Source organism: Ensifer canadensis (assembly GCF_017488845.2).
Classification (GTDB): domain Bacteria; phylum Pseudomonadota; class Alphaproteobacteria; order Rhizobiales; family Rhizobiaceae; genus Ensifer; species Ensifer canadensis.
This window is the reverse complement of record NZ_CP083374.1, coordinates 927292-946878: the sequence shown is the minus strand read 5'-3', so window position 1 is coordinate 946878 and position 19587 is coordinate 927292. Positions and strand designations below refer to the sequence as shown.

The 19587-nt window shown below is 56.3% G+C and carries 14 protein-coding genes and 5 pseudogenes; 8 read left to right on the top strand and 11 right to left on the bottom strand.

Annotation, left to right across the window (positions count from 1 at the left end):
* Positions 1-83: 83 nt before the first annotated feature.
* The gene (locus J3R84_RS37765) at positions 84-356 is read right to left on the bottom strand and encodes a helix-turn-helix domain-containing protein (protein ID WP_025430787.1); all 273 of its coding nucleotides are present in this window, start codon (positions 354-356) and stop codon (positions 84-86) included.
* 253 nt (positions 357-609) lie between these two features.
* Here J3R84_RS37765 and J3R84_RS37760 point away from each other — a divergent pair, with 253 nt between their 5' ends.
* The gene (locus J3R84_RS37760; RefSeq protein ID WP_057207743.1) at positions 610-912 is read left to right on the top strand and encodes an alkylphosphonate utilization protein; all 303 of its coding nucleotides are present in this window, start codon (positions 610-612) and stop codon (positions 910-912) included.
* Between the two features lie 170 nt (positions 913-1082).
* Here J3R84_RS37760 and J3R84_RS37755 read toward each other — a convergent pair.
* Both J3R84_RS37755 and J3R84_RS37750 read right to left on the bottom strand, forming a co-directional pair.
* Positions 1083-1523: pseudogene (locus J3R84_RS37755) on the bottom strand (transposase); the annotation flags it as partial.
* A gap of 288 nt (positions 1524-1811) precedes the next feature.
* A pseudogene (locus tag J3R84_RS37750) lies at positions 1812-2741 on the bottom strand (ISNCY family transposase); the annotation flags it as partial.
* A gap of 109 nt (positions 2742-2850) precedes the next feature.
* Here J3R84_RS37750 and J3R84_RS37745 point away from each other — a divergent pair.
* Entirely contained in the window at positions 2851-3882 is a 1032-nt protein-coding gene (locus tag J3R84_RS37745) for an IS110 family RNA-guided transposase (RefSeq protein WP_113569836.1), read from the top strand.
* Positions 3883-4180: 298 nt separating this feature from the next.
* Here J3R84_RS37745 and J3R84_RS37740 read toward each other — a convergent pair.
* Positions 4181-4669 (bottom strand): annotated as a pseudogene (locus J3R84_RS37740) (helix-turn-helix domain-containing protein); the annotation flags it as partial.
* A gap of 125 nt (positions 4670-4794) precedes the next feature.
* The gene (locus J3R84_RS37735) at positions 4795-5796 is read right to left on the bottom strand and encodes an IS30 family transposase (RefSeq protein ID WP_025428792.1); all 1002 of its coding nucleotides are present in this window, start codon (positions 5794-5796) and stop codon (positions 4795-4797) included.
* 566 nt (positions 5797-6362) lie between these two features.
* On the opposite strand from J3R84_RS37735, the pseudogene J3R84_RS38650 reads away from it, so the two are divergent.
* From J3R84_RS38650 to J3R84_RS37720, 4 genes and pseudogenes are all read left to right on the top strand, one after another.
* Positions 6363-6431 (top strand): annotated as a pseudogene (locus tag J3R84_RS38650) (adenosine-specific kinase); the annotation flags it as partial.
* Positions 6431-6620: pseudogene (locus tag J3R84_RS37730) on the top strand (SDR family oxidoreductase); the annotation flags it as partial. The pseudogenes J3R84_RS38650 and J3R84_RS37730, both read left to right, overlap by 1 nt.
* Before the next feature lie 386 nt (positions 6621-7006).
* Positions 7007-7957 (top strand): alpha/beta hydrolase family protein, encoded by a 951-nt coding sequence (locus J3R84_RS37725; RefSeq protein WP_203529111.1) that lies wholly within the window; start codon positions 7007-7009, stop codon positions 7955-7957.
* A 107-nt stretch (positions 7958-8064) separates the two neighbouring features.
* Positions 8065-8367 (top strand): KUP/HAK/KT family potassium transporter, encoded by a 303-nt coding sequence (locus J3R84_RS37720; protein WP_207932877.1) that lies wholly within the window; start codon positions 8065-8067, stop codon positions 8365-8367.
* 68 nt (positions 8368-8435) lie between these two features.
* Here the strand turns inward: J3R84_RS37720 and J3R84_RS37715 are convergent, their stop codons facing one another.
* Complete coding sequence (locus tag J3R84_RS37715) at positions 8436-8834, bottom strand: hypothetical protein (RefSeq protein WP_203529109.1); 399 nt, start codon at positions 8832-8834, stop codon at positions 8436-8438.
* Positions 8835-9319: 485 nt separating this feature from the next.
* Here J3R84_RS37715 and J3R84_RS37710 point away from each other — a divergent pair, with 485 nt between their 5' ends.
* Positions 9320-9466: a hypothetical protein gene (locus J3R84_RS37710; protein ID WP_203529108.1), complete on the top strand. Its 147-nt coding sequence runs from the start codon at positions 9320-9322 to the stop codon at positions 9464-9466.
* 248 nt (positions 9467-9714) lie between these two features.
* On the opposite strand, the gene J3R84_RS37705 is transcribed toward J3R84_RS37710, so the two are convergent.
* From J3R84_RS37705 to J3R84_RS37690, 4 genes are all read right to left on the bottom strand, one after another.
* Entirely contained in the window at positions 9715-11547 is a 1833-nt protein-coding gene (locus tag J3R84_RS37705; protein ID WP_203529106.1) for an ABC transporter ATP-binding protein, read from the bottom strand.
* Positions 11548-11703: 156 nt separating this feature from the next.
* Positions 11704-12777 carry a polysaccharide pyruvyl transferase family protein gene (locus J3R84_RS37700; RefSeq protein ID WP_203529104.1) on the bottom strand — a complete coding sequence of 358 codons (1074 nt, stop codon included), beginning with the start codon at positions 12775-12777 and terminating at the stop codon, positions 11704-11706.
* A gap of 1013 nt (positions 12778-13790) precedes the next feature.
* Positions 13791-15824, bottom strand: a complete 2034-nt coding sequence (locus tag J3R84_RS37695) for an acyltransferase family protein (protein ID WP_203529102.1) — start codon at positions 15822-15824, stop codon at positions 13791-13793.
* A 140-nt stretch (positions 15825-15964) separates the two neighbouring features.
* A complete protein-coding gene (locus J3R84_RS37690; protein ID WP_203529100.1) occupies positions 15965-16948 on the bottom strand; it encodes a KpsF/GutQ family sugar-phosphate isomerase in 984 nt (327 codons plus the stop codon).
* Between the two features lie 184 nt (positions 16949-17132).
* Here J3R84_RS37690 and J3R84_RS37685 point away from each other — a divergent pair, with 184 nt between their 5' ends.
* A complete protein-coding gene (locus tag J3R84_RS37685) occupies positions 17133-17864 on the top strand; it encodes a hypothetical protein (RefSeq protein ID WP_203529099.1) in 732 nt (243 codons plus the stop codon).
* Here the strand turns inward: J3R84_RS37685 and J3R84_RS37680 are convergent.
* Positions 17840-19333, bottom strand: a complete 1494-nt coding sequence (locus tag J3R84_RS37680) for a glycosyltransferase family 39 protein (RefSeq protein WP_203529098.1) — start codon at positions 19331-19333, stop codon at positions 17840-17842. The two genes, J3R84_RS37685 and J3R84_RS37680, sit on opposite strands and share 25 nt — an antisense overlap.
* Between the last annotated feature and the right edge of the window lie 254 nt (positions 19334-19587).

Below are 19587 nucleotides of genomic sequence, written 5' to 3'. Positions count from 1 at the left end.
TTGTTATTCCGGCCCTTCGTTATAGGCGACGGGACGTCGACGTCACGGTCGGCGATTGCCGCCGTTGGAGAGAACTCCGCGTTTCACCTCTTCGCATCGACGGATGGACCCGGCTGGACTAGACGGACACCGCGCCCACCGCGCTCGCTCGGCTGGTTGTCGCCGATCAGCTCTACGCCGCAGGCATTGAGCGCTTCGATCACTCGCGTCAACGTTTCGACCACGCCACGCACAATACCTTCGCTGGCCTCCATGCGCTGGATCGTCGGTACTGACACGCCGGCCTTCTCTGCAAGCATCTTCTGGTCGATGCCGGCAAGGGCACGAGCGGCACGCATCTGTGCAGCTGTGATCATTCAGATTTATTCCATAGCTGTTAATCTAAACTAGTGACGCATTGAAGTTCATGTTTCAAGCCTAAATCTTGAGTCACCGACGATGCGCCGGAGATCGATCTCAACTGCTCGTTCGCTGGGTTCGCCTCCGGCGCTAAACCGCGATTTGATTTCGCGGGGTGATAGGGATAGAGGCACTTATGGGTTAGCAGCCGATGCCGAGAGCATCGCGGCGATCCGATAAAGACAAGCAGGCTACTACAGCGGAGCGAACATGAGCGACCAGAGCGATGACTACGTTTATGACGAGGCGACCGGCGAATGGCGGCCGGTTTCGGAAATCGCCGCGGAGGCCGCGCAGGCTGCGGAGGTTCGCGATGCGTCGGGTAATCCTCTTACCGACGGAGACTCTGTGGTCCTGATCAAAGACCTCAAGGTGAAGGGTGCCGGCCAGACCCTCAAACAGGGCACAGTCATCAGGTCGATCCGGCTCACCAACAACCCGGACGAGATCGACTGCCGGCACGACGCGATCAAGGGTCTGGTCCTGCGCACCGAGTTCGTCCGCAAGCGGTGACCGACAACATCAGTTGGCCGCACTTGCAGTCCTTGCGCAGTGTCCGAATTACCTCAGCCTCCGGCGTCGGTCGCGCGGGCACGCTGATGGGCCGTCTTCTAGATGGACGACTTCCCACTAGAAGCAGCTCAGAACGCTCTTCAAGAGCCACCCGTGGCTGAGCCACGGGGGCGGCGTTTGCGGCGGCCTTCCGGAAGATGCTGATAGAGCTCCAGCGCCTGATCTTCCTTGCCATAGATGAAGCGATAGATCGTCTCGGTGCAGACACGCACGGCGCTCACGCCATCGGCGAACAGGCGACCGGCGATCTGTTCCGGTGACCACAGCGCCTCCAGCTGCTCGATGACCAGTGCGCGCAATTGCGGGTGCCGCATCAGCTTCCTCAAACGCCGCCGCCGCTCTTTGCGGATGTCGTCGGCAACCGTTGGGAAGTAGCCGCTGTATTCGGGCAGTTCGCGATCGTGGAAGGTATTGCGCCTGGTCTCGCGATAGATGGTGGAACGGTGACGACCGAGTTGGCGCGCCATTTCATTGATCGGCACCTTGCGTTCGACAAAGTGATAGAGGCGGCGGCGATCCGCCAGATTCAGCTGCGAATAGCTTCGTGACATCCCAAAATCTCCAAGGGGAAACCATTGAAATCATTGGCATGTCGCACTTGAAAATAGAATGTACCCGGCTACACGATATGTGGCGGCCAGGTTGAACTGTCCGCGGTTGTGCAAAGTTGGAATGTCACTTTGGATACGTCTTCAGCCATTTAGAAATAGGACACTCGGCATGTCCACTTGCGCTGAGGCAAGCCCCCGAGCGGACCGGCTGGGCCGGGTTGCAAGGGAAGGGAGGGGGCGGATGAGACGCTCCCCTTCGGCTTTAGCTTGGACAGTTGAAGCAGCCGGTCATTCCGCCGCATCGAGGTCAGAGAGCGCCTGTCGCCGCCGGGCAATGACCGCAGGATCGTTCATGAAATCCTTCCGACGTCCCGGGCCGCGCGCGCGTCGAACGTAGCCGTTCTTCTCGCTGTTCGTCTTCACGGCGGGCTTCGTCTGCTGCTCCTGACGTTCCTTGATGTAGGTCAGGAGTTCACCGAGCCGCTTGTTCTCGGTGATCGCCGCATGCGTCACCCGCTGGTCCTTGTCGAACACCCGGTAGGGTAGGGAATGCCCCTTCCAACGCACATCCAGCCTGCCGTCGGCAGGCGCGTAGGTCTCGACATAGCGACCGACCAGCCCGCGCGTCACCTCGTTCTCTTCCAGCATGATCCGCTGGCGCTCGAACGAAAACGTCAACTGGGCACCGACATAACGCTGCTCACGTTTGCATAGCACGTCGCGCAGCCGATCCGGGGCAAGGTTCAGCGGCCGATGCAGATCATCAGATCTGGCAGGGGTAATGGCAAACTGGCGGTTATAGCGCTCCATGAACCGAGGCAGGAAAGCGTTGCCGTCGTCCATGCCGCAGACGCCCTCCAGGCGCAGATCCTTAATCAACCGGTCCTGTAGCGTCCGGTTCATCCGCTCGACGCGGCCCTTGGCCTGGCTCGAGTTTGCGCAAAGAATCTCGATGTTTAACTCGCAAAGTGCACGCCCGAACTGGGTCATGCCCTGGCCGCCCTTGGCATCCTTCTTCGCAACCCGGAACACCGAATGCTTGTCGGAATAGAAGGCGACTGGAGCACCATGCGCCTTCAGATAGAGTTCCAGCGCCTCGAAGTAGCTGAACGCACTTTCCGATCGTACAAACCGCAACTGCATCAGCTTGCCGGTCGCATCATCGATGAACACCAGTAATGAACATGGATCACCGCGATCTTCGAACATGGAGTAATCGCGGCGCGACCGTCTCTGGCTTTTTGGCTGGCGAGGGTGGTTGCCCCCGATAGGATGAAAAAACGGGCTCTCGATTGGAACCGGGCCCAAACATCGGATGGAGGCAACCATGAACCAATATATTGGGCTTGATGTTTCATTGAAAGACACCGCAATCTCGATCCGGGAAGACGGGAAGCGGATCTGGCGGGGGAAATGTCCTTCGGATCCCAATCTTCTCGCACAGATGATCCGCAAAAAAGCTCCGCGCGCCCAGCGCGTGGTATTCGAAACGGGACCGCTGTCGACGTGGTTCTATCACGCGCTGACGAGCGAGGGGTTGCCGGCGATCTGCATTGAAGCGCGACACGCGCAAAAGGTACTGAACGAGACGCTCAACAAAACTGATGCCAACGATGCGGATGGTTTAGCGCAACTCGCTGAAGCGGGCTTTTACAAAGCGGTTCGCGTCAAGTCGTTTGACGCTATGATGACCCGCACATTGGTGGCTGCCCGCGAACAACTCCTGAACATCTCGACACAACTTGGCAATCAAATCCGCGGCCTGATGAAGACCTTCGGTCTGATCATCCCGAAAACGAAGGGGCGAGTGTTTGATGGCGATGTGCGGAAGCTTTTGGATGGGAACAACGAGCTTGCGAAGATTATCTTGCCTCTTTTGGAGGCGTGGCACGATATCCGCAAGCGCGCAGCCGATCTTGGTCGCCAGTTGCTGATAGTGGCACGTGAGAGCGAAGCCACGAAGCTGTTGATGACAATCCCGGGCATCGGCGCAGTCACGGCGGTATCCTACGTTACGGCAATTGAAGACCCAGGAAACTTTCGAACGTCGCGGTCGGTTGGCGCCTGGCTTGGGTTGACAACCCGGCGCTACCAATCAGGCGAAGTCGATTGTGACGGCCATATCTCGCGAAGGGGTGACAATCGTTTACGTGGGCTGCTTTATGAAGCGGCGACAGCGCTGCTGACGAGAACCAGTGCCAGGACCGAGAGCAGTCTCAAGAGTTGGGGACTTAAGCTGCGGGAGCGACTTGGCTTCAAGCGGGCCGCTGTGGCCGTCGCCCGGAAACTCGCGGTCATCATGCACAGCATGCTCAAGACGGGAGAAGTGTTCAACGCATCGGCTGGCGCGACCATATAGGAGACGCTCAGCCTTCGTCCCTCAGCGCGCCATGTAACTTTGCGTGCTGAGCGTCCCTGCTGCGGACGTGGGCAGGATCATTCCGCTATCGCTGGCTGCAGCTCGTTGAGACTGCGTTTCGAACATTAGGAAGATCCCACCTGCGAAGACCATTGTGCGGCGACATTTGTCGACCGCGGAGACAACCCTGCTCCCAGCACTGGATAGCTCTGAAGGACATGGCCGGTGAGGGCAGTCCATTCAATCCGTTCCAGCCGTGTTGCCTCTCTCGCAAGCCGGCAAGGGAATTGCGTGCTCAAACCAGCTTGACGGATGGAGTGCGATTAGACAACCAGCGATGCTCGGAACCGTCGATCTGAACCAGCTCGCCGTAGGCCTCGCGCCGCAGCCGCGGCTGATGGAACGTCCGTCGCTGCTTGCGCGACAGCCACAGGCCGGCCTCCGACATCCATTGGCGCAAGGTCTCGCGCGACACCGTCAGACCATCACGCTCCGCAAGCTTCTCGGCCGCCAGCGTCGGACCAAAGTCCGCATAGCGCTCGCGCACGATCGCCATGGCGTAATCGCGTACGCCGTCGCAGATCCGGTTGTTCGATGGCCGGCCGATCGCCTGGTGCCGGATCGACGCCGCACCGCCAGCGCCGATCCGGTCCAACAGACGACGCACCTGGCGGGTACTCAAGCCAAGCACATGGGCCGCCGACACCAGCGTCATCCGCCCGGCAATCACTTTCGACAAGACCTCAATCCGCTGCAGGTCACGCTCGCTCATCGCAATCAATCCCATCCGCAATCTCCCAGGTCATCAAAACCCGGGGAGAGTGACATTCTTACTTTGCAGGATCAGGACACTTCAACTTTGCGGTGGAGAATCTAATCCAAGTGCAACAATGACGTGTGAAGCGTAGAGGGTTAGCCACTTTCGCGCAAATGGGCCATGAAGACTTCGGCGGGCGTGCGGTAACCAAGGCACTTCCTCGGCAGTGAATTGAGATGGTGGGCGAGGGCGACCAGTTGCGGCTGGTTGACGGCAGACAGGTCCGTATCGCTCGGCACAAAGCGACGGATGCGCTTGTTGGTGTTCTCGACCGCGCCTTTCTGCCACGGTGAATTCGGATCGCAAAACCAGCTCCTGGCGCCGAGTCCATCTTCCAAAGCCTTGAAACCGCGAAACTCGGTACCACGGTCGAAGGTGAAGCTCTGCCGGGCAAAGGCGGGTAGCGGTGAGAAGGCATCGATGATCTTGTCGATGAGCGGACGAGAGTGACGGCTGCCATTCTTGATCATCACCGTGTAGCGGCTCTTGCGCTCGACCAGCGAGGTGACATTGGCTTCACCGAGGTCGCGCCGGAAGATCAGCAGATCACCCTCCCAGTGGCCGAACTGAGACCGATCGGCAATGAAATCAGGGCGTTGGCTGATCCTGCAGTCCAACGGGATCGAGCCGTCGCGGGGTTTGCGGGAGCGGCGCGGGCGGCGCTTGCGACGGCCTTCTGGCAGATGCTGATAGAGCTCCAGCGCCTGATCTTCCTTGCCATAGATGAAGCGATAGATCGTCTCGGTGCAGACGCGGACGGCGCTCACGCCATCGGCGAACAGGCGACCGGCGATCTGTTCCGGTGACCACAGCGCCTCCAGCTGCTCGATGACCAGTGCGCGCAATTGCGGGTGCCGCATCAGCTTCCTCAAACGCCGCCGCCGCTCTTTGCGGATGTCGTCGGCAACCGTTGGGAAGTAGCCGCTGTATTCGGGCAGTTCGCGATCGTGGAATGTATTGCGCCTGATCTCGCGATAGATGGTGGAACGGTGACGACCGAGTTGGCGCGCCATTTCATTGATCGGCACCTTGCGTTCGACAAAGTGATAGAGGCGGCGGCGATCCGCCAGATTCAGCTGCGAATAGCTTCGTGACATCCCAAAATCTCCAAGGGGAAACCATTGAAATCATTGGCATGTCGCACTTGAAAATAGAATGTACTCGGCTACACGATAAGATCGCGTAAGACTTGTTATGGAACTTACAAGCATGGTCTCGAGACAGGTTGGATGTTATCGTTTTTCATGAAATTGTCTCTTAGGAATGATTTTTCATGAGCAAGAATCGGATTTCATGGTGTTTGGGTAGCAGAAGCCTTTTTCACGAGACGTAACCGTTTTTCATGGCCGCTGGCTGCCATTGGTTATGCCGCGCTGATCGACGCCTATGATCTAAACGTGTCGATCACGCTCACGGTGATCGACCAGCGCCACAAAGTCTATCAGGCGGATGGGTGGAATCTGTATACTCCAAGTCATCAGCCGGACACCGTCCTAAAGGCGCATCTTGTCTTCGCCCTGCGTTATGAGGGCCTGCGTCTTCCCGTTCGACATCCCTACATATGGACGTCGTCAACGAATGCCATTCACAAACGTGAACAGCCCGCGCCAGCGCAACTCGTGATACTTGCCTGCTTCGAGCGCCATCCTCATTAGTCTCCCCGCAGGTGATCGTCGCGCAAACTGAGCTGGGCCGCGGCGTGCTCGGCGTGGTGGATGGAGGCTCACCGCTGCACCGGGCTATTTCGACACGCCGCTGAACGCCGCACTCGTCGCTGATCCGACCTTTTCGCCTGGCTGGAAAAGCGCACGCCCGCCGGCCGCTGGGGCAAGATCGAAGAACTCGTCGGCGCCTGCATCTTTTTGTCTTCGGACGCCTCCTCCTTTGTCATGTCGACGGCGGTATCACGGCTTCACTCTGAGGCGCGCCTCGTTCCGGTTGAGGCCACATCGTCCTGAAGGGCGTAGAAACTTTCATGCAGGCAGTCCAAATCGCTCCACGCTCGATGACCCTATTCGAATGATGCTTTGAACCGATCACGGCGACGCTCACTCTCCGTCCGCTCGACCCAAGGTCGCAGAGTGAGCCGCTGTGTCGTAATGCCCATTCTCGCCCTTTCCCTTCAGTTATCATCTCGAAGCCAACTCTGGTGTACCGCTGTTTGGTATTTTTTTCGGTGCGATTCATCGCGCGCGTAATGCCCTGTGGATTGAGTTTTCAAAGAGTTCAAATATTCTCTGGCTCGCCCGACAAGACAAATTGGTTCAAAATTAGAAGTATACTGAGTACATCTATGGGAGTGACTGCATGCTCATCTATTCCGACGAGAATATTGAGGTAATTCACCGCGCGGGATCCTCGCGTTATCTTCTTGTCACCTTTAATGAGATGGAGATGCAGGCCAACGGCAGTCGGTTCTGGGCGCAACGGTTTTGCGAAAAAGCCGACATTGCCGCGCTCGGCTTCATCAGCAGGCGGCCCAACTGGTTTCCGGCAGCGAGCATCGTTAAGGCGGTCGACGCGGCGCAACCCATTTTGCGTGCCGCGCCGGAGCGTGTCCTCTACGGTCATTCACAGGGCGGCTATGCGGCGCTGCGTTATCGTCGGCGCTTCGATGCGACCGTCGCCATCGCCTTCTGCCCGCAAGCCTCGATTGACCCGAATGCAGTACCGTTCGATCGCCGGTTCACGCGACATTTCTCGCCCAAGCTTCACACCAATATGGGGATCGCCCCCGACCAAGCGGCCGGCCGCGGCTATGTCTTTTTCGATCCGTTCCATTCGGTCGATCGCCGGCACGCGGAGCAGATCGCGGCGCTCCAAGCAGAGACGCGGCTCGTTCCGGTCCATATGACCGGACATGGCACCGTCCGTGCCTTCATTGGAACAGAGCGGGCTCTTTCGCTCATCGACTCTTGCCGAGCGGACAACGTCACGGGCCTACGGGAACTTGCCCGCGTGGTTCGTGTCGCCGCACCCATGAGGCCCTACCAAATCGCGGTCTCGGCAATCGCTCGCCATCCCGCTTGCGCCGACCGGTTGCAGGCTCGCTTTGGCGAGGGTTTCTCGCCCGTGGAGCGCGTGAATTTCCTGTATCATCGGGCCAACCGTCATATCCGCGACAGTAAACTCGCAACAGCGCGGGAAATGCTTGCCGAGGCCGTGGCACTTCAGCCTGCCAATATCGGTTTTGTTCGCCGGCTCGAGGAGCTTGATAGCCGTATAGCCCGAGCCCGCGACGTGGCAATTTCTGGATAAGGATAAGAACTGGAACCCCTCAGGTAGTCGTCGCCACGATCGAAGAGAGTCGGCCCACTCTGTTGACGTGCCGTCTCTTGACGAGAGTGGGAGACAAGACCCCAGCGGTGCTGCTGCACGAAAACGACGTCATCCTGACGGTGAAGACGTCGAAGCGACCGTATGTGCCGGAGCCAGGGCGCTTGCAGATGAGAAAGCTATCGGAGCGGTTTGCGCGCATCGACATCACTTTTGGCTTCATGGACGAGCCGAACGTCTCAAAGGCTCTCACATTTTGTGAGCGAGCCGGTTTCCAGTCCGAGATCATGCAAACGTCATTTTACCTTGGGCGCGGGACGCTGATAAGCGATCCGCGGGCCTGTCCGGCTACCAGGACGGCAAATCGCGTCGTGAAATCGGTGAACAGATGACAATCTGAAACCAACTCGGCCCTCCAGACAGCCAATGTCAAAGCCGTGTCAACCGACACACCCGTAACTTATCGCCAAGTCGAACCGTCTATTTTCGATTGCCACAAGCGAAGGTTCCCCTCCGACTGCCGCGTCATTGCGATGCATTCGCTCAGGGATGACGAGGCGGTCTTCTTGGTGGCGTTCTTTTCGATCTTGCGCACCATCTTCTCCACCGCCCGAAATGCAACATCCGTTGGCATGCCGGTCAGACGAAAAGCATTCGCTGCCTTCGCTCGGGCCAGTACGTAACCGGACGGACCGATGATGTCGCGACACTCATGAGTCGTTGCCATGTTTTGGTAGGCTGCTCGCAGTAGTCCCCGCAGCGCCATGTCATGACCCTGGGCCTGTACGTGGCCACACGTCACCGCGCTTAGCAGGCAAGCCAATGCTGGTTTGATCACATGGTTTATCTTTGAAGCCATCATACGTTCAAGGTAGAATCGCACGCCCCTGCCTGCAACCGCCTAAGTTCAATGATTCAGGGCTCGGATCGGTGGGTTGCTTCATGAAACGGATCGAAAGAGAGAATTTCCAGTTTCATTGTTAAGGCAGCCGGCCTGTTCCTCTCGAAACTGCGAATGCCTCCTAGGGTCAACGCACTTTGTGCGCACGCTGGTCAGGGCGTCCCACTGCTTGCGCGTCATGGGATATTTGCCGGGATCGAACGGGGCTTAGTTCGGCCCGGTACCTCCTGCCGTGATCGGACGAGCTCCGTTCGCATCGGCCGTCGGATCGTCGATCAGCGTGTTGTAAGGCACGCTCTGAATGGTCGTGTTCGGCACACCTTTGGTGCCGGCCGATGGGCTATGACGCCGCTAGTCCTGGGCATGGGCATTCTCCCGTTCGGGAGCCTTGCAAATTCATCGGGTTTTCGGTTTCATCGTCTCGGGAAAACCGAGGGATAGTGATGGCGATCGAGATCGACGATGAAATTGAAGGCGGCATTCAGCTGTTCATGGCTGAACATGCGGTAAGCCGCGAAGAAGCAATCAAGCGCATCCTTCGCGACTGGCTGGTTGGCAACGGCTACCTGGCTGTTATCGACGAGGATTGAGCATCGCCAGTTCTCGTGCGGGCGGACCAAGTCGGTTATGGAACGGCGGCCGCGCTCCTGCCGATCTTTGAACTGATCGAGGCGCATGTCTTCGCGGCCAAGCGCCTTTTTGGTGACGACACCACCACTCCCACCCAGGCTTGCAGGCCAGTCGGATCGACATGCCCCAGTCCACCAGCATCCCGTCGACAAGGTTGCGCTTGGGGGCAGGCCATAGAGCTTATCAGCGGATAACGTCCTGGAGCATGTTATTGCGACGAGTGATCGTGATGGCCGGCAGATTGAGGTTCTGTCGAAAGTGATTTTTCCGTAACGCCACTGTTTAGGTTATGAAGCCGTGCGTAAACTCCATCTCGCTGCGCGAGCTCGAGATGGGTGCCCTCCTCCACGACCTGCCCGTCCCTCATTACGACGATCTTGTCGGCATTGAGGACCGTGGAGAGCCGGTGGGCGATAACGATGACAGTTCGTCCCCTCATCGCCTGGTCAAGCGCTTTCTGAACCGCGGCCTCTGATTCGGCGTCGAGTGCCGAGGTCGCCTCGTCGAGCAGGAGAATTGGTGCGTTGCGCACGAGTGCACGTGCAATGGACAGGCGTTGGCGTTGACCACCCGAAAGCGTCATGCCCTGTTCACCGACCGGCGTATCGTACCCTTGCGGCTGTGCCAGGATGAAATCGTGCGCATAGGCGAGGCGCGCCGCCTCCTCGATCTCCGCGTCGGTGGCCCCCGATCGACCGTATCGGATATTGTCCCGGATCGAGCCTTCGAAGAGATATGGCTGCTGCGAGACATAGGCGAGGCCATCGCGCAGCGACTGCTTCGTCACGCCTGCAATGTCCTGACCATCGACCAGGATCTGGCCGGACGCTGGATCGTAGAAGCGCGGGATGAGGCTGATAATCGTCGACTTGCCCGCCCCCGAGGGGCCCACCAACGCGGTAGTCTTGCCGCCTTCGGCGCGGAAACTTACACCTTTGAGGACCTCCTCCCCGTTGCCGTAGGCAAAGCGCACGTTGCGCAGCTCGACCGTCGCTTCGCCGAGTTTCAGCTCGGTCGCGTCGGGGCGGTCGCGCTGATGCGGAACCGTGTCGAGGATTTCGTAGAGCATGCGAGCATTGACGGCCGCACGTTCCAGCGACACCTGCAGACGCGCCAGGCGGCGTGCCGGATCGTATGCCAAAAGCAACGCGGTAACGAACGCGAAAAACGCGCCGGGCGGTACATTGGCGTAAATGGTGCGGAAGGCGGCATAGGCAAGCACGCTCGAGATCGCCAAACCTGCAAAAGCCTCAGTCATTGGTGCGGTGCGTTCGCTCAGGCGCGCAATGCGGTTTGCCCGACCCTCGGCCTTTTCGATGGTCGCATCAACCTTGCGGCACAATTCGTTCTCCATTGTGAAGGCCTTGACGATGGAGATGCCCTGTATCGTCTCCTGCATCGCGCCGAGGACGCGGCTGTTTGCCTCTACCGCGTCGCGCGTCGCCGAACGAAGGCGCTTCGAAACGTAACGCAGACCGAGAACCAGGGAAGGTGCGAGGAGGAAAATTATAAGCGAAAGGAGCCAGTCTTTGTTGAACATTACGCCGATCAGTCCGACCAGCGTTAGGAGATCTCTGGCAATCGAAGTAACCGTCATATTCAGCACGTCGCGGATGCCGCCGATATTTTGGTTGATTTTGGCGAGTAGCCGCGCCGAGCGTTGCTCGTGATAGTAACTAACACTAAGCGCCATTAGGTGGGAATAAAGCCGTCGCTTGTAGGTAGCAACGATATTGTTTCCGATTGTAGAGAGTGCAACTGCTTGTCCGTAAGTTGCCAAACCTCGTAATACGAAGGCGCCAAAAAGTGAAACGCAGATGAGGAGGACCACATCTCCACGCTTGTTGGCAAAGGCTTCATTGATCACGGTCTCCATGATCCATGCGGTGAAGGCGGTCGTTGCGGCGACGACTAGCAGACACCCTATAGCAAATGCATAGCCCCGAATGTGGTCGCGGCCGTTTTCGGCCATGACGCGCCGGAGAACTCCAGTGATTGCTTCGGAATCAATTGCCGGCTGTTTTCGATCCTTCACCTTCAATAAGATGGTTCCTTGTCCGCATCAGGAGCGCCCTTCCATTCAATCGGCTCTATAAAGCTTTGCTGCTCATTTGGCGAGTCCTTCGGCCAGGCACAAGTATCCCGCTGTGGCAGACATACTCGGGTAAGCGGAAAGTTCTCTAACGCAGATCCCTGCTTAACGAAGGTTTCCGATTTCTTCGAACATGGCTTTGGCGTCTCGCCGGGCCTTCTGAATATATGCCGCAACAGCGAAGCTATCGGCTTCCTTCCAGTACTCTATTTTTTCGAATGCTACTTTCGGGTCATCAGTTAGAAATTGTCCGATACCCGCATCACTTAGCATACCGTACATTTTGGAAGTATTCGACGACATGGCGACAAATGGCGTCTCGGACAACATCGACATGCACGCCGCGTGGAAGCGCCCAGCCACAACACCTCGCATGCCAGCAATTCGGGAGAGGATTTGTTTGGACGCTAGAGGCTCGCTTAACTGACGGATCATTTTCATGCGCCGAAACACATTGGGCTTGAGCAGCGACTTTCGAAACGAGCGAATTGCTGTGCTTTGTCGTCGCTGAGAAGGTGGCGGCGGCTCGGTCACCATTCCAGAGTTCATGAATACGAATTCTGGCATATCCCCTGCATCCAAAAATGGATTGCTCGGCTCTGACGTGTCGAGATGAAGAAAAGAGATATCGTCCCTCTTCAACGCTTCCTCCAGTGCATTCCGTGCGACATCTCTGTTCGCGTTGTCTGTTACAACGATTGTGGATACTCTTGGCATCCCGACGAAAGCATCCATGACATCGCTAGACAAGGTGAGATCCGGCACAACTTCAGCCCTCAGTCCCACCCTTCGCGCTTCAAGAGCGCTGATGGACTCTCTGACATACACTCTGTTAAAGGCCTGGCATGCCGCGGCTATCTCTGCGTTGTTTCGTTCGTATACGCTATTGATGAGCACGCTCGGAACGCCGGCAGCCCGACAGAACGGGCCCACTTCAGCGAGCGCCCTCGCCTGCCTAGTAGCATCATGCAAAGTTCCCTCGCCGTTGACGATCACAAGATCGACAGACCGCATGGTGGCAATAAGGCTCTGATGCTCTCGCCAATCAGTATGAACTGAAGCGGACGCAACGATCCGAATTCCGGCCGATTTCGCCAAACGAGCTATTTGACCGACGACCACTCGACATCCGAGATGGGCTTTCGTGGACGTGTCATTGATGAGAACTGCAGTTTTCAAGCCCTTCATCCCGGCAAACCGATCTTGTCAGAGGTTGAATTAACGGGGAATTTGGGAGAATAATCGGCAACACTGTTGATGAAAAATCCGCCCGTGCAAGGTATGCCATCTTCGCTGACGCGAGGCGCCCATTGAATAGGCTCTGCCCTGGTAGGTCCAATCAACGCGAACTAGCGCCACTCGCGATAGTGGCTAGTCGTCGGTAAGGGCAGACCTTCGATCAGCGAGGTCGACGATCCTTTTCCTTCGATCGCCCAATCCAAGATTGCATTCGCCTCGCTATGCATGCTTACCCTAATTACACCTCGCTCGACGTCATCGGACCCGAAGCACGGGGTGATTTGTTCAAGTGCGCTCAGAACATCGTATTTTAGGTCGGCGGTAGGATTGTCTTTAAGTATTCTCGCAACAAGTTGTTTCACCACAAAGTGGAGAGTCGCAACTCTCAATCGTTCATCATCGATCCGCACGATTTTTCCCTCCCAGAAACTTTAATCGCGACAGGTTTTTTTAGCAGGAGAAGATACCATTTTCAATTTGAATAGCGTGAACCGGTAACCTTTAAGCCTCCAATGCCATTCTCCGGCCAAGAACGAATTACCGCTAGATTTACAATCTGACGCAAGCCCCGGGGCGCAAGGAGCTTCCCGGCGCTCAGGTCGCCGCAGGAGCCGTGACCCTGAATGTCGGACTATGAAGGATCGAAGTTGCCGTATGAAAGTCACCGCGGATCGGTGGTTATATTTTCGCCGCCATCGCTTCAGCTGCAAGCTTTCATTCCGACCGGGCGAAAGTTTTGGCCCCACTACAACGGCAAAAGGTCACTACTTGTATCGGCCAATACGGGTAGCCAATCTGATGGCGCGCAATCGACAACGCTCTTGTAAACCATCGTACCGCCGAAGCCATGCGCCGATCAAAATCTAGCAGACGCAATTCGAACTCGCATTTTGAGGGACAAGGGGCCAAACCAACAGAGAACCTATGGGGCAGCCTCTCGTGACGCTATGCCATCAGGAACGTGGTAACCTGTTGGAAGATTGCTCCTTTGCTTCGATTACATTTAGCACCGGACGGAACACTGCGGCGAGGCTTTCTGCTCCTTTTGCGGACAGATGATCTTCGTCCTTATATAACACAGTTGCCCCTCGCATAGCATGGCAGCGAAATTTATCGCAAAGAGTACTCAGCGGATCGACAACCAAAGATCCACTCGACTTCGCGACCTCTTCCAAAACCTTACGCGCTAATGCCTGACGCTTATGAGTATATTCAAGAGGTGGAGCCACATCGAGAGTGCTACCTGAAACCACGGCCTGTGCAAGGGCTTCCGGAACCTCATGACCCATTTCCGGTACATCCATCACCAACACAGTCTTGGTCCCCTGCTGGGTAAAAGTGGCGATCGTCGTATTGAGACTTTCGCGGACAGGGGCGGACCAGTCTACCGTAGAAGGCTCGATGCTGGGATCGAAAACGCCGCCTTGACGCGGCAGCTCTGCCCTGTGGACGTACTTCGGCCAGTAGCCAACCATAAAAACATAAGGGAATTTCCTTTGTTGGATGAGAGCCATCACCGCAGAATTGTGTTCGACACAACGCTTAACTGCCCAACTTGGCCCGAAATCCGAGTTCGGGAGTGGCGGGCACGATCCTCGCCCAACAAACATGCCCGATAGCCCCGCTTCGCGAGCCGCGACGTCGATCGCTGGAGCAATCGCCGCTGCGTGAGAATCTCCCCACACGAGGAACTGCGGCTCACTCTTGGTTTCTACCCCAAGAGTACAAAGCTCGCCTTTCCTAATCTGAACCGGCGTTAGACCATTTCCGTTGGAATCGGCGAAACACTCAGCGGCGATGAAAGGGCCGTCATCATAAGTGGCTTCGTAAAGTCTGCGCGCCTCTTCAGGTAATCTCTGCGGGACACCGTTCAGACTGTTGACCAAAATTCCAAAGGCGATCGCCGAGGCGATCGCTACGCTGCTCAGGCCGGCTGTGGCCGCGCCCGATATGGCTAGCCGCCCGTATCGCGCAGGCTGCTCAACAAATCTCCAGGAAAGGTAAGCCGTCGCAAACGACAGCGCAACGACGATGAGGGCCTGCTCGGTGGTGAGATCACTGCCAAGATAGTTGCGGGAAAAAACGATAAGGGGCCAATGCCAAAGGTAGAGCGAATATGAGATCCGACCGACAAAAATGCAGACGGGATTGTCGAGAAAGCGTGCTATCCACCCGCTTGTGCAATGAGAGTGAATTACGAGTGCCGTGCCGACGCAAGGGACCGCTGCAGCAATTCCCGGAAACGGGGTATTAGAGGAGTACAGAAAGGCAGCCCCGAACACCAATAAGAGACCGATTGCGGTCAGCGCTTGGCTGGTTCGAGCTGAATAGCAGGGCCGCGGCGAAAGCGCCACAACAACTCCAATCAGTAACTCCCAAACGCGGAAATGCAGCAGGTAAAAAGCTTTTTCGGGTTTGTGATATACCTCAAATACACTCAGGACGAATGACATCGTCAGAGCTGCAAAGACAACCCACAGTATTCTCTTTCTCGCATATTTGTACGAAATGTAAGCGGCAGCGGGAAATACAATATAGAATTGTTCTTCAACGGAAAGTGACCAAGTGTGAAGCAAAGGCTTCAAATCTGACGCTATATCAAAATAACCACTCTCTCGTTGAAACAACACATTTGAAACGAATAGCGCCGAAGAACTCAGGCTGGAGGCAAAATACTCGAATTCCTGGGGCATAAATAGCAGCCACGCGGCTAGGGCAGAAGCAGCCATCATCACGAATAGTGCAGGGAATATGCGTCGCGCACGACGTAGGTAGAATTCCACAAAACTGAAGCTGCCTCGCTCGAGGTCGCCTAGAATAATCCTCGCCATGAAAAAACCGGAGAGGACGAAAAAGACGTCTACTCCGACGAAGCCGCCGCGGAATACCTCAAAACCGGCATGAAACAGAAGCACCGGCAAGATTGCCACAGCCCTAAGGCCGTCCAGATCGGGCCGATAGCCGTTATGGTGCTGAGATACCGCCAATCTGGCCCCCTACGATTCTCATCATGAAACCGGTGCGGCACTCTCATTAGTAAGTGGCGACGCTACCAGACCGGTCATTTCCAGGCTTAGGTCGTCTTTATCTAACTGGTACCTGGCGTCATCGGCGCTTGGGAAAATGCCTAGGCGACGCCGGCACGCAGCAGGTCATGAACGTGCAGGATCCCCGTTGGTTGACCTTGATCGTTTGTCAAAAACACAACCGTGATTTTTTGCGATTGCATTAATTCCATTGCCGCACTGGCCAGCAGGTTGCCTTGAATGACTCGAGGGCGATGCGACATCACCAAGTCGACTGTCAGGCCCAATAGTTCCTTCGCCATATGCCGCCTCAGATCTCCGTCGGTTATTATGCCAGCCAACATACCATCAGCATCGACGATGCCGACAACGCCGAATCCTTTTGAAGACATCTGAATGATCGCTTCGCCCATGAGAGTGCCAATCGGCAATAACGGCACGGCATCACCACAGTGAGCTAGTTCCTGAGCGAGCAATAGCTGGGAACCTAGCTTGCCGCCGGGATGAAAGGTCTTGAAATCCTCGGGCGAAAACCCTCGTCTTTCCAGCAGTGCTATGGCAAGAGCATCGCCCACCGCCAATTGCAAAATTGCAGACGTTGTCGGCGCAAGTCCGTGTGGGCAAGCCTCGCGCACCTTTGGAAGGACGAGCGCGATCGTTGAGTTGCGCGCGATGGTGCTATCGGCATTCGACGTGATAGAAATCACCGGCACATTGAAGCGCTGCGAATAGGTGAGGATGTTGCCAAGTTCGACGGTCTCGCCAGACCATGAAAGTAGGACAACCAAATCTTGCGCGGTGATCATGCCAAGATCGCCGTGACTTGCTTCTGTCGGATGCACGAAATAGGAAGAAGTACCGGTCGAAGCCAGCGTCGCGGCGATTTTACGCCCGATATGTCCGCTCTTGCCCACGCCTGCGACAACGACCCGTCCGGCCCGCGAGGAAAGCAAATCGACGGCATCGACGAATCGGTCAGACAATTCCGCTTGCGTTGCCAATCCGGCTGCGAGCACACTGATGGCGTCGTAAGCTGTAGCGATCGTGCGAGTAACCGAGGCTAACATCGCGTCACGAGCGGTCATCTTCTTTTCCTAAATTGCTTCAAAAATTCAACGGAGACCGGAAATCTGACAAAATCAAGCAATTTTGCCCTTATTCTCAATTGGCGGCATACATATTTGCGTTAATGTCGACCGAAGCAGCCACCTAGGTGGTAGCCGCAAGTAGTCGCGACCTCCTCTTTGCCTGATCAGCGGGAATGTGGCAATGACCAGTGAAATTGCAACGATTGAGACCCTGCGTGAAAGTCACCGCCACTGGCTGTCCTCACTGGGGATTCTCGACACCCCGTGGCTGATATTTGGTTCGGCCCCCGGCCCGACGTTGCCGCCGGATTTAATCGAATATTGCGCGCGCGTCGATGTCAATAATTCTGGCAAGACGGCAAACGCCCTAGGCCTCCCACCCGCAGATTTGACATTTCGCAAGCGGAAGAAGTCGTGGGGTGAACATCCGTACGTGAGGACCAGAGGTCTGCTATGGCTGCATAGGAGACCGCTTTGGGTGATGCACATGAAACTCCTTCTGAAACCAAGCGTCCGCTACAAGAGCCTCATGCGTGCCACCAAGGCTGAGCGTGAGGCGATCGTGAACTTTGTCAGTGGCGGCGTTCCCGGTGATGTGGGCGACGTCGGCAAGGTCACGAACGGAGTTGCTGCTCTCTGCTATGGACTTTTCGTGGGCGTCCCATCCGTAACTCTTACAGGTTTTTCATTGACCCAGATGGGGCATTCCTACAACGACAAAGGCAAAGTGCGGCGCCAAATTGCTGAAGACACTTTCGTTCTGACGCGGCTGAGAGATCGCGGCAACATTTTCACAACAGAGTCAGAGCTGTCTGAAGAGACGGGCCTACCTTTCGTTCGAAACCGTGGCGATATCACGGATTACATGTCTCGCCGACGCTGCGCCGATCATCTGGATTCCACCCATATATAGCCAAATTCGTACAGATCACCGGGACGCCCGGCATTGTAAGGAATGGAAACAATTTCCGGCTCCCTATCTGCGATACTGACGTCCTCGCCTACCAATAGCTTAGCGATACGCGGAGGAACCTTCTTTGGGGTCTGACCTTGGGAAGACCAAGCAGCCAGAATTCGTCCAGAAGGAAGATGGACCTGCGCATCCGGAAAAAACCCGATCAGAATGATTGGGGCGTCTGGGAACTGTATTCTAAGATTGCCCGCTAAGATCGCGTCGTCAACCACGATCGCGGCCGGAGGCGCTTCCGAGCTCACGGCGCGGGCAAAGCCATTGTATGGCGTGTGAGCAAATGAATAGTCACCTATGGCTGGGCCGATGTAGACCCGCACCCATAGCATCAGTACAACGCCAACAGAAAGGATGCCTGCTATCGAAAGAAGCGCGGGAAGGCGCGGGGCCGGATCAATGTTGGCCGCATCGATCTTCAGCACCAGGTAAAGTGGCAGCAGCGCGGTAAAAAGTGCCAGCCACTTCGGGCGGATGTGAGTCGCTCCCATCGCAACGACGATAAGCGCTACCATCAGAAAGGAGGCCACGAGCATCCTCCCCACGACACGCGTCCACAGGCTTTCTGCGCGCGCGATCTTACCTATGTCCGAATAGAAGATCCCACCGAAGACCGCAAGAGTGAGCGCAACGCCCTTGGAACTCGCGATTGCGAGGGAAATCATCCCTTCAATGGCGTGCGGCAGCAACGTGGCGTCTGACCCTTCCCGCATTTCAGCGACAGTCACACTTGTGGCATGGCCTATGTTGTTGATTACCCAGTAGGCATGGGGTCCTATGACGAGTGCACAAATCGCAGCTGAAGCTAGTACACGCCAGTCAAATAAGCGTTCTCGTAGTGAGGCTTCTGGCAGGATGGCGAGTAGTGCGGACACCGGGATAATCACAAAATTGTACTTGGAGATCGCACCAATTCCTACCGCCGCGCCGACGATTAAGTAACTGGCCAGATTGGGAGGATTCTTAAGAAGACGGAAGAAGCCGTATAGGAAAAGCGACACGGAAAATAATGCGGCAACGGTGTGAGAAAGGTCGCGCTGTGCCAGAAGGAACACTGGCGGAAGCGTCAGTACACCGAGAATGGCAACCGTCTGTAGGAGCCGGTCTTTGGTCAGTATTCTGGCAGTAAGGCCGTACAATAGTAGGAAGAGCAGCAGAAGGGCGTTTTTTACGATTGCCACCGACGTAACAGAGATCCCGATAACCGCTGCGGCTCCATATTGAAGCCAATTGTAAAAGGGCGGCTGCGCTCCATATCCGAGCATCAGAAATTGGGAAAGGAAAGCTTGTTCGGATTCGTCGATTTCGAGCGAATCGGGCCTCAGAATTTTGAGAACAAGGCTCAAAAGGCAGTAACCAGCGACCAGGACGTAAATGGCATCCGCTCTTTTTGCTAAAAGATTGCGCCTTTTCATTCTTTCTACCGTCCCAGCAGCCGTAATGTTCGCTTCGTCTCACGAACAGCTACTAAGATAGGACCGAGGGATTCGCCAGATGCGGCCCATCAGTTCACACAATTCAGTTGGGATCATTTGTATTGGAAATGTCGATTGCGAAAAGAAATCGCCATTCTGCGTTGTCCCAGGCTTCACGTGGCCAACATTTTTGGCTAAACCGGCTCCAACGACCGGGAATCCACAAGTAGTCGCTTAATCCAGTATTCTTGATC

What these genes read in the sequence shown, in the direction of transcription:
- J3R84_RS37765 (WP_025430787.1), bottom strand. Translation starts at nt 356, where the DNA reads ATGATCACAGCTGCACAGATGCGTGCCGCTCGTGCCCTTGCCGGCATC.
- J3R84_RS37760 (WP_057207743.1), top strand. Translation starts at nt 610, where the DNA reads ATGAGCGACCAGAGCGATGACTACGTTTATGACGAGGCGACCGGCGAA.
- J3R84_RS37745 (WP_113569836.1), top strand. Translation starts at nt 2,851, where the DNA reads ATGAACCAATATATTGGGCTTGATGTTTCATTGAAAGACACCGCAATC.
- J3R84_RS37735 (WP_025428792.1), bottom strand. Translation starts at nt 5,796, where the DNA reads ATGTCACGAAGCTATTCGCAGCTGAATCTGGCGGATCGCCGCCGCCTC.
- J3R84_RS37725 (WP_203529111.1), top strand. Translation starts at nt 7,007, where the DNA reads ATGCTCATCTATTCCGACGAGAATATTGAGGTAATTCACCGCGCGGGA.
- J3R84_RS37715 (WP_203529109.1), bottom strand. Translation starts at nt 8,834, where the DNA reads ATGGCTTCAAAGATAAACCATGTGATCAAACCAGCATTGGCTTGCCTG.
- J3R84_RS37710 (WP_203529108.1), top strand. Translation starts at nt 9,320, where the DNA reads ATGGCGATCGAGATCGACGATGAAATTGAAGGCGGCATTCAGCTGTTC.
- J3R84_RS37690 (WP_203529100.1), bottom strand. Translation starts at nt 16,948, where the DNA reads ATGACCGCTCGTGACGCGATGTTAGCCTCGGTTACTCGCACGATCGCT.
- J3R84_RS37685 (WP_203529099.1), top strand. Translation starts at nt 17,133, where the DNA reads ATGACCAGTGAAATTGCAACGATTGAGACCCTGCGTGAAAGTCACCGC.
- J3R84_RS37680 (WP_203529098.1), bottom strand. Translation starts at nt 19,333, where the DNA reads ATGAAAAGGCGCAATCTTTTAGCAAAAAGAGCGGATGCCATTTACGTC.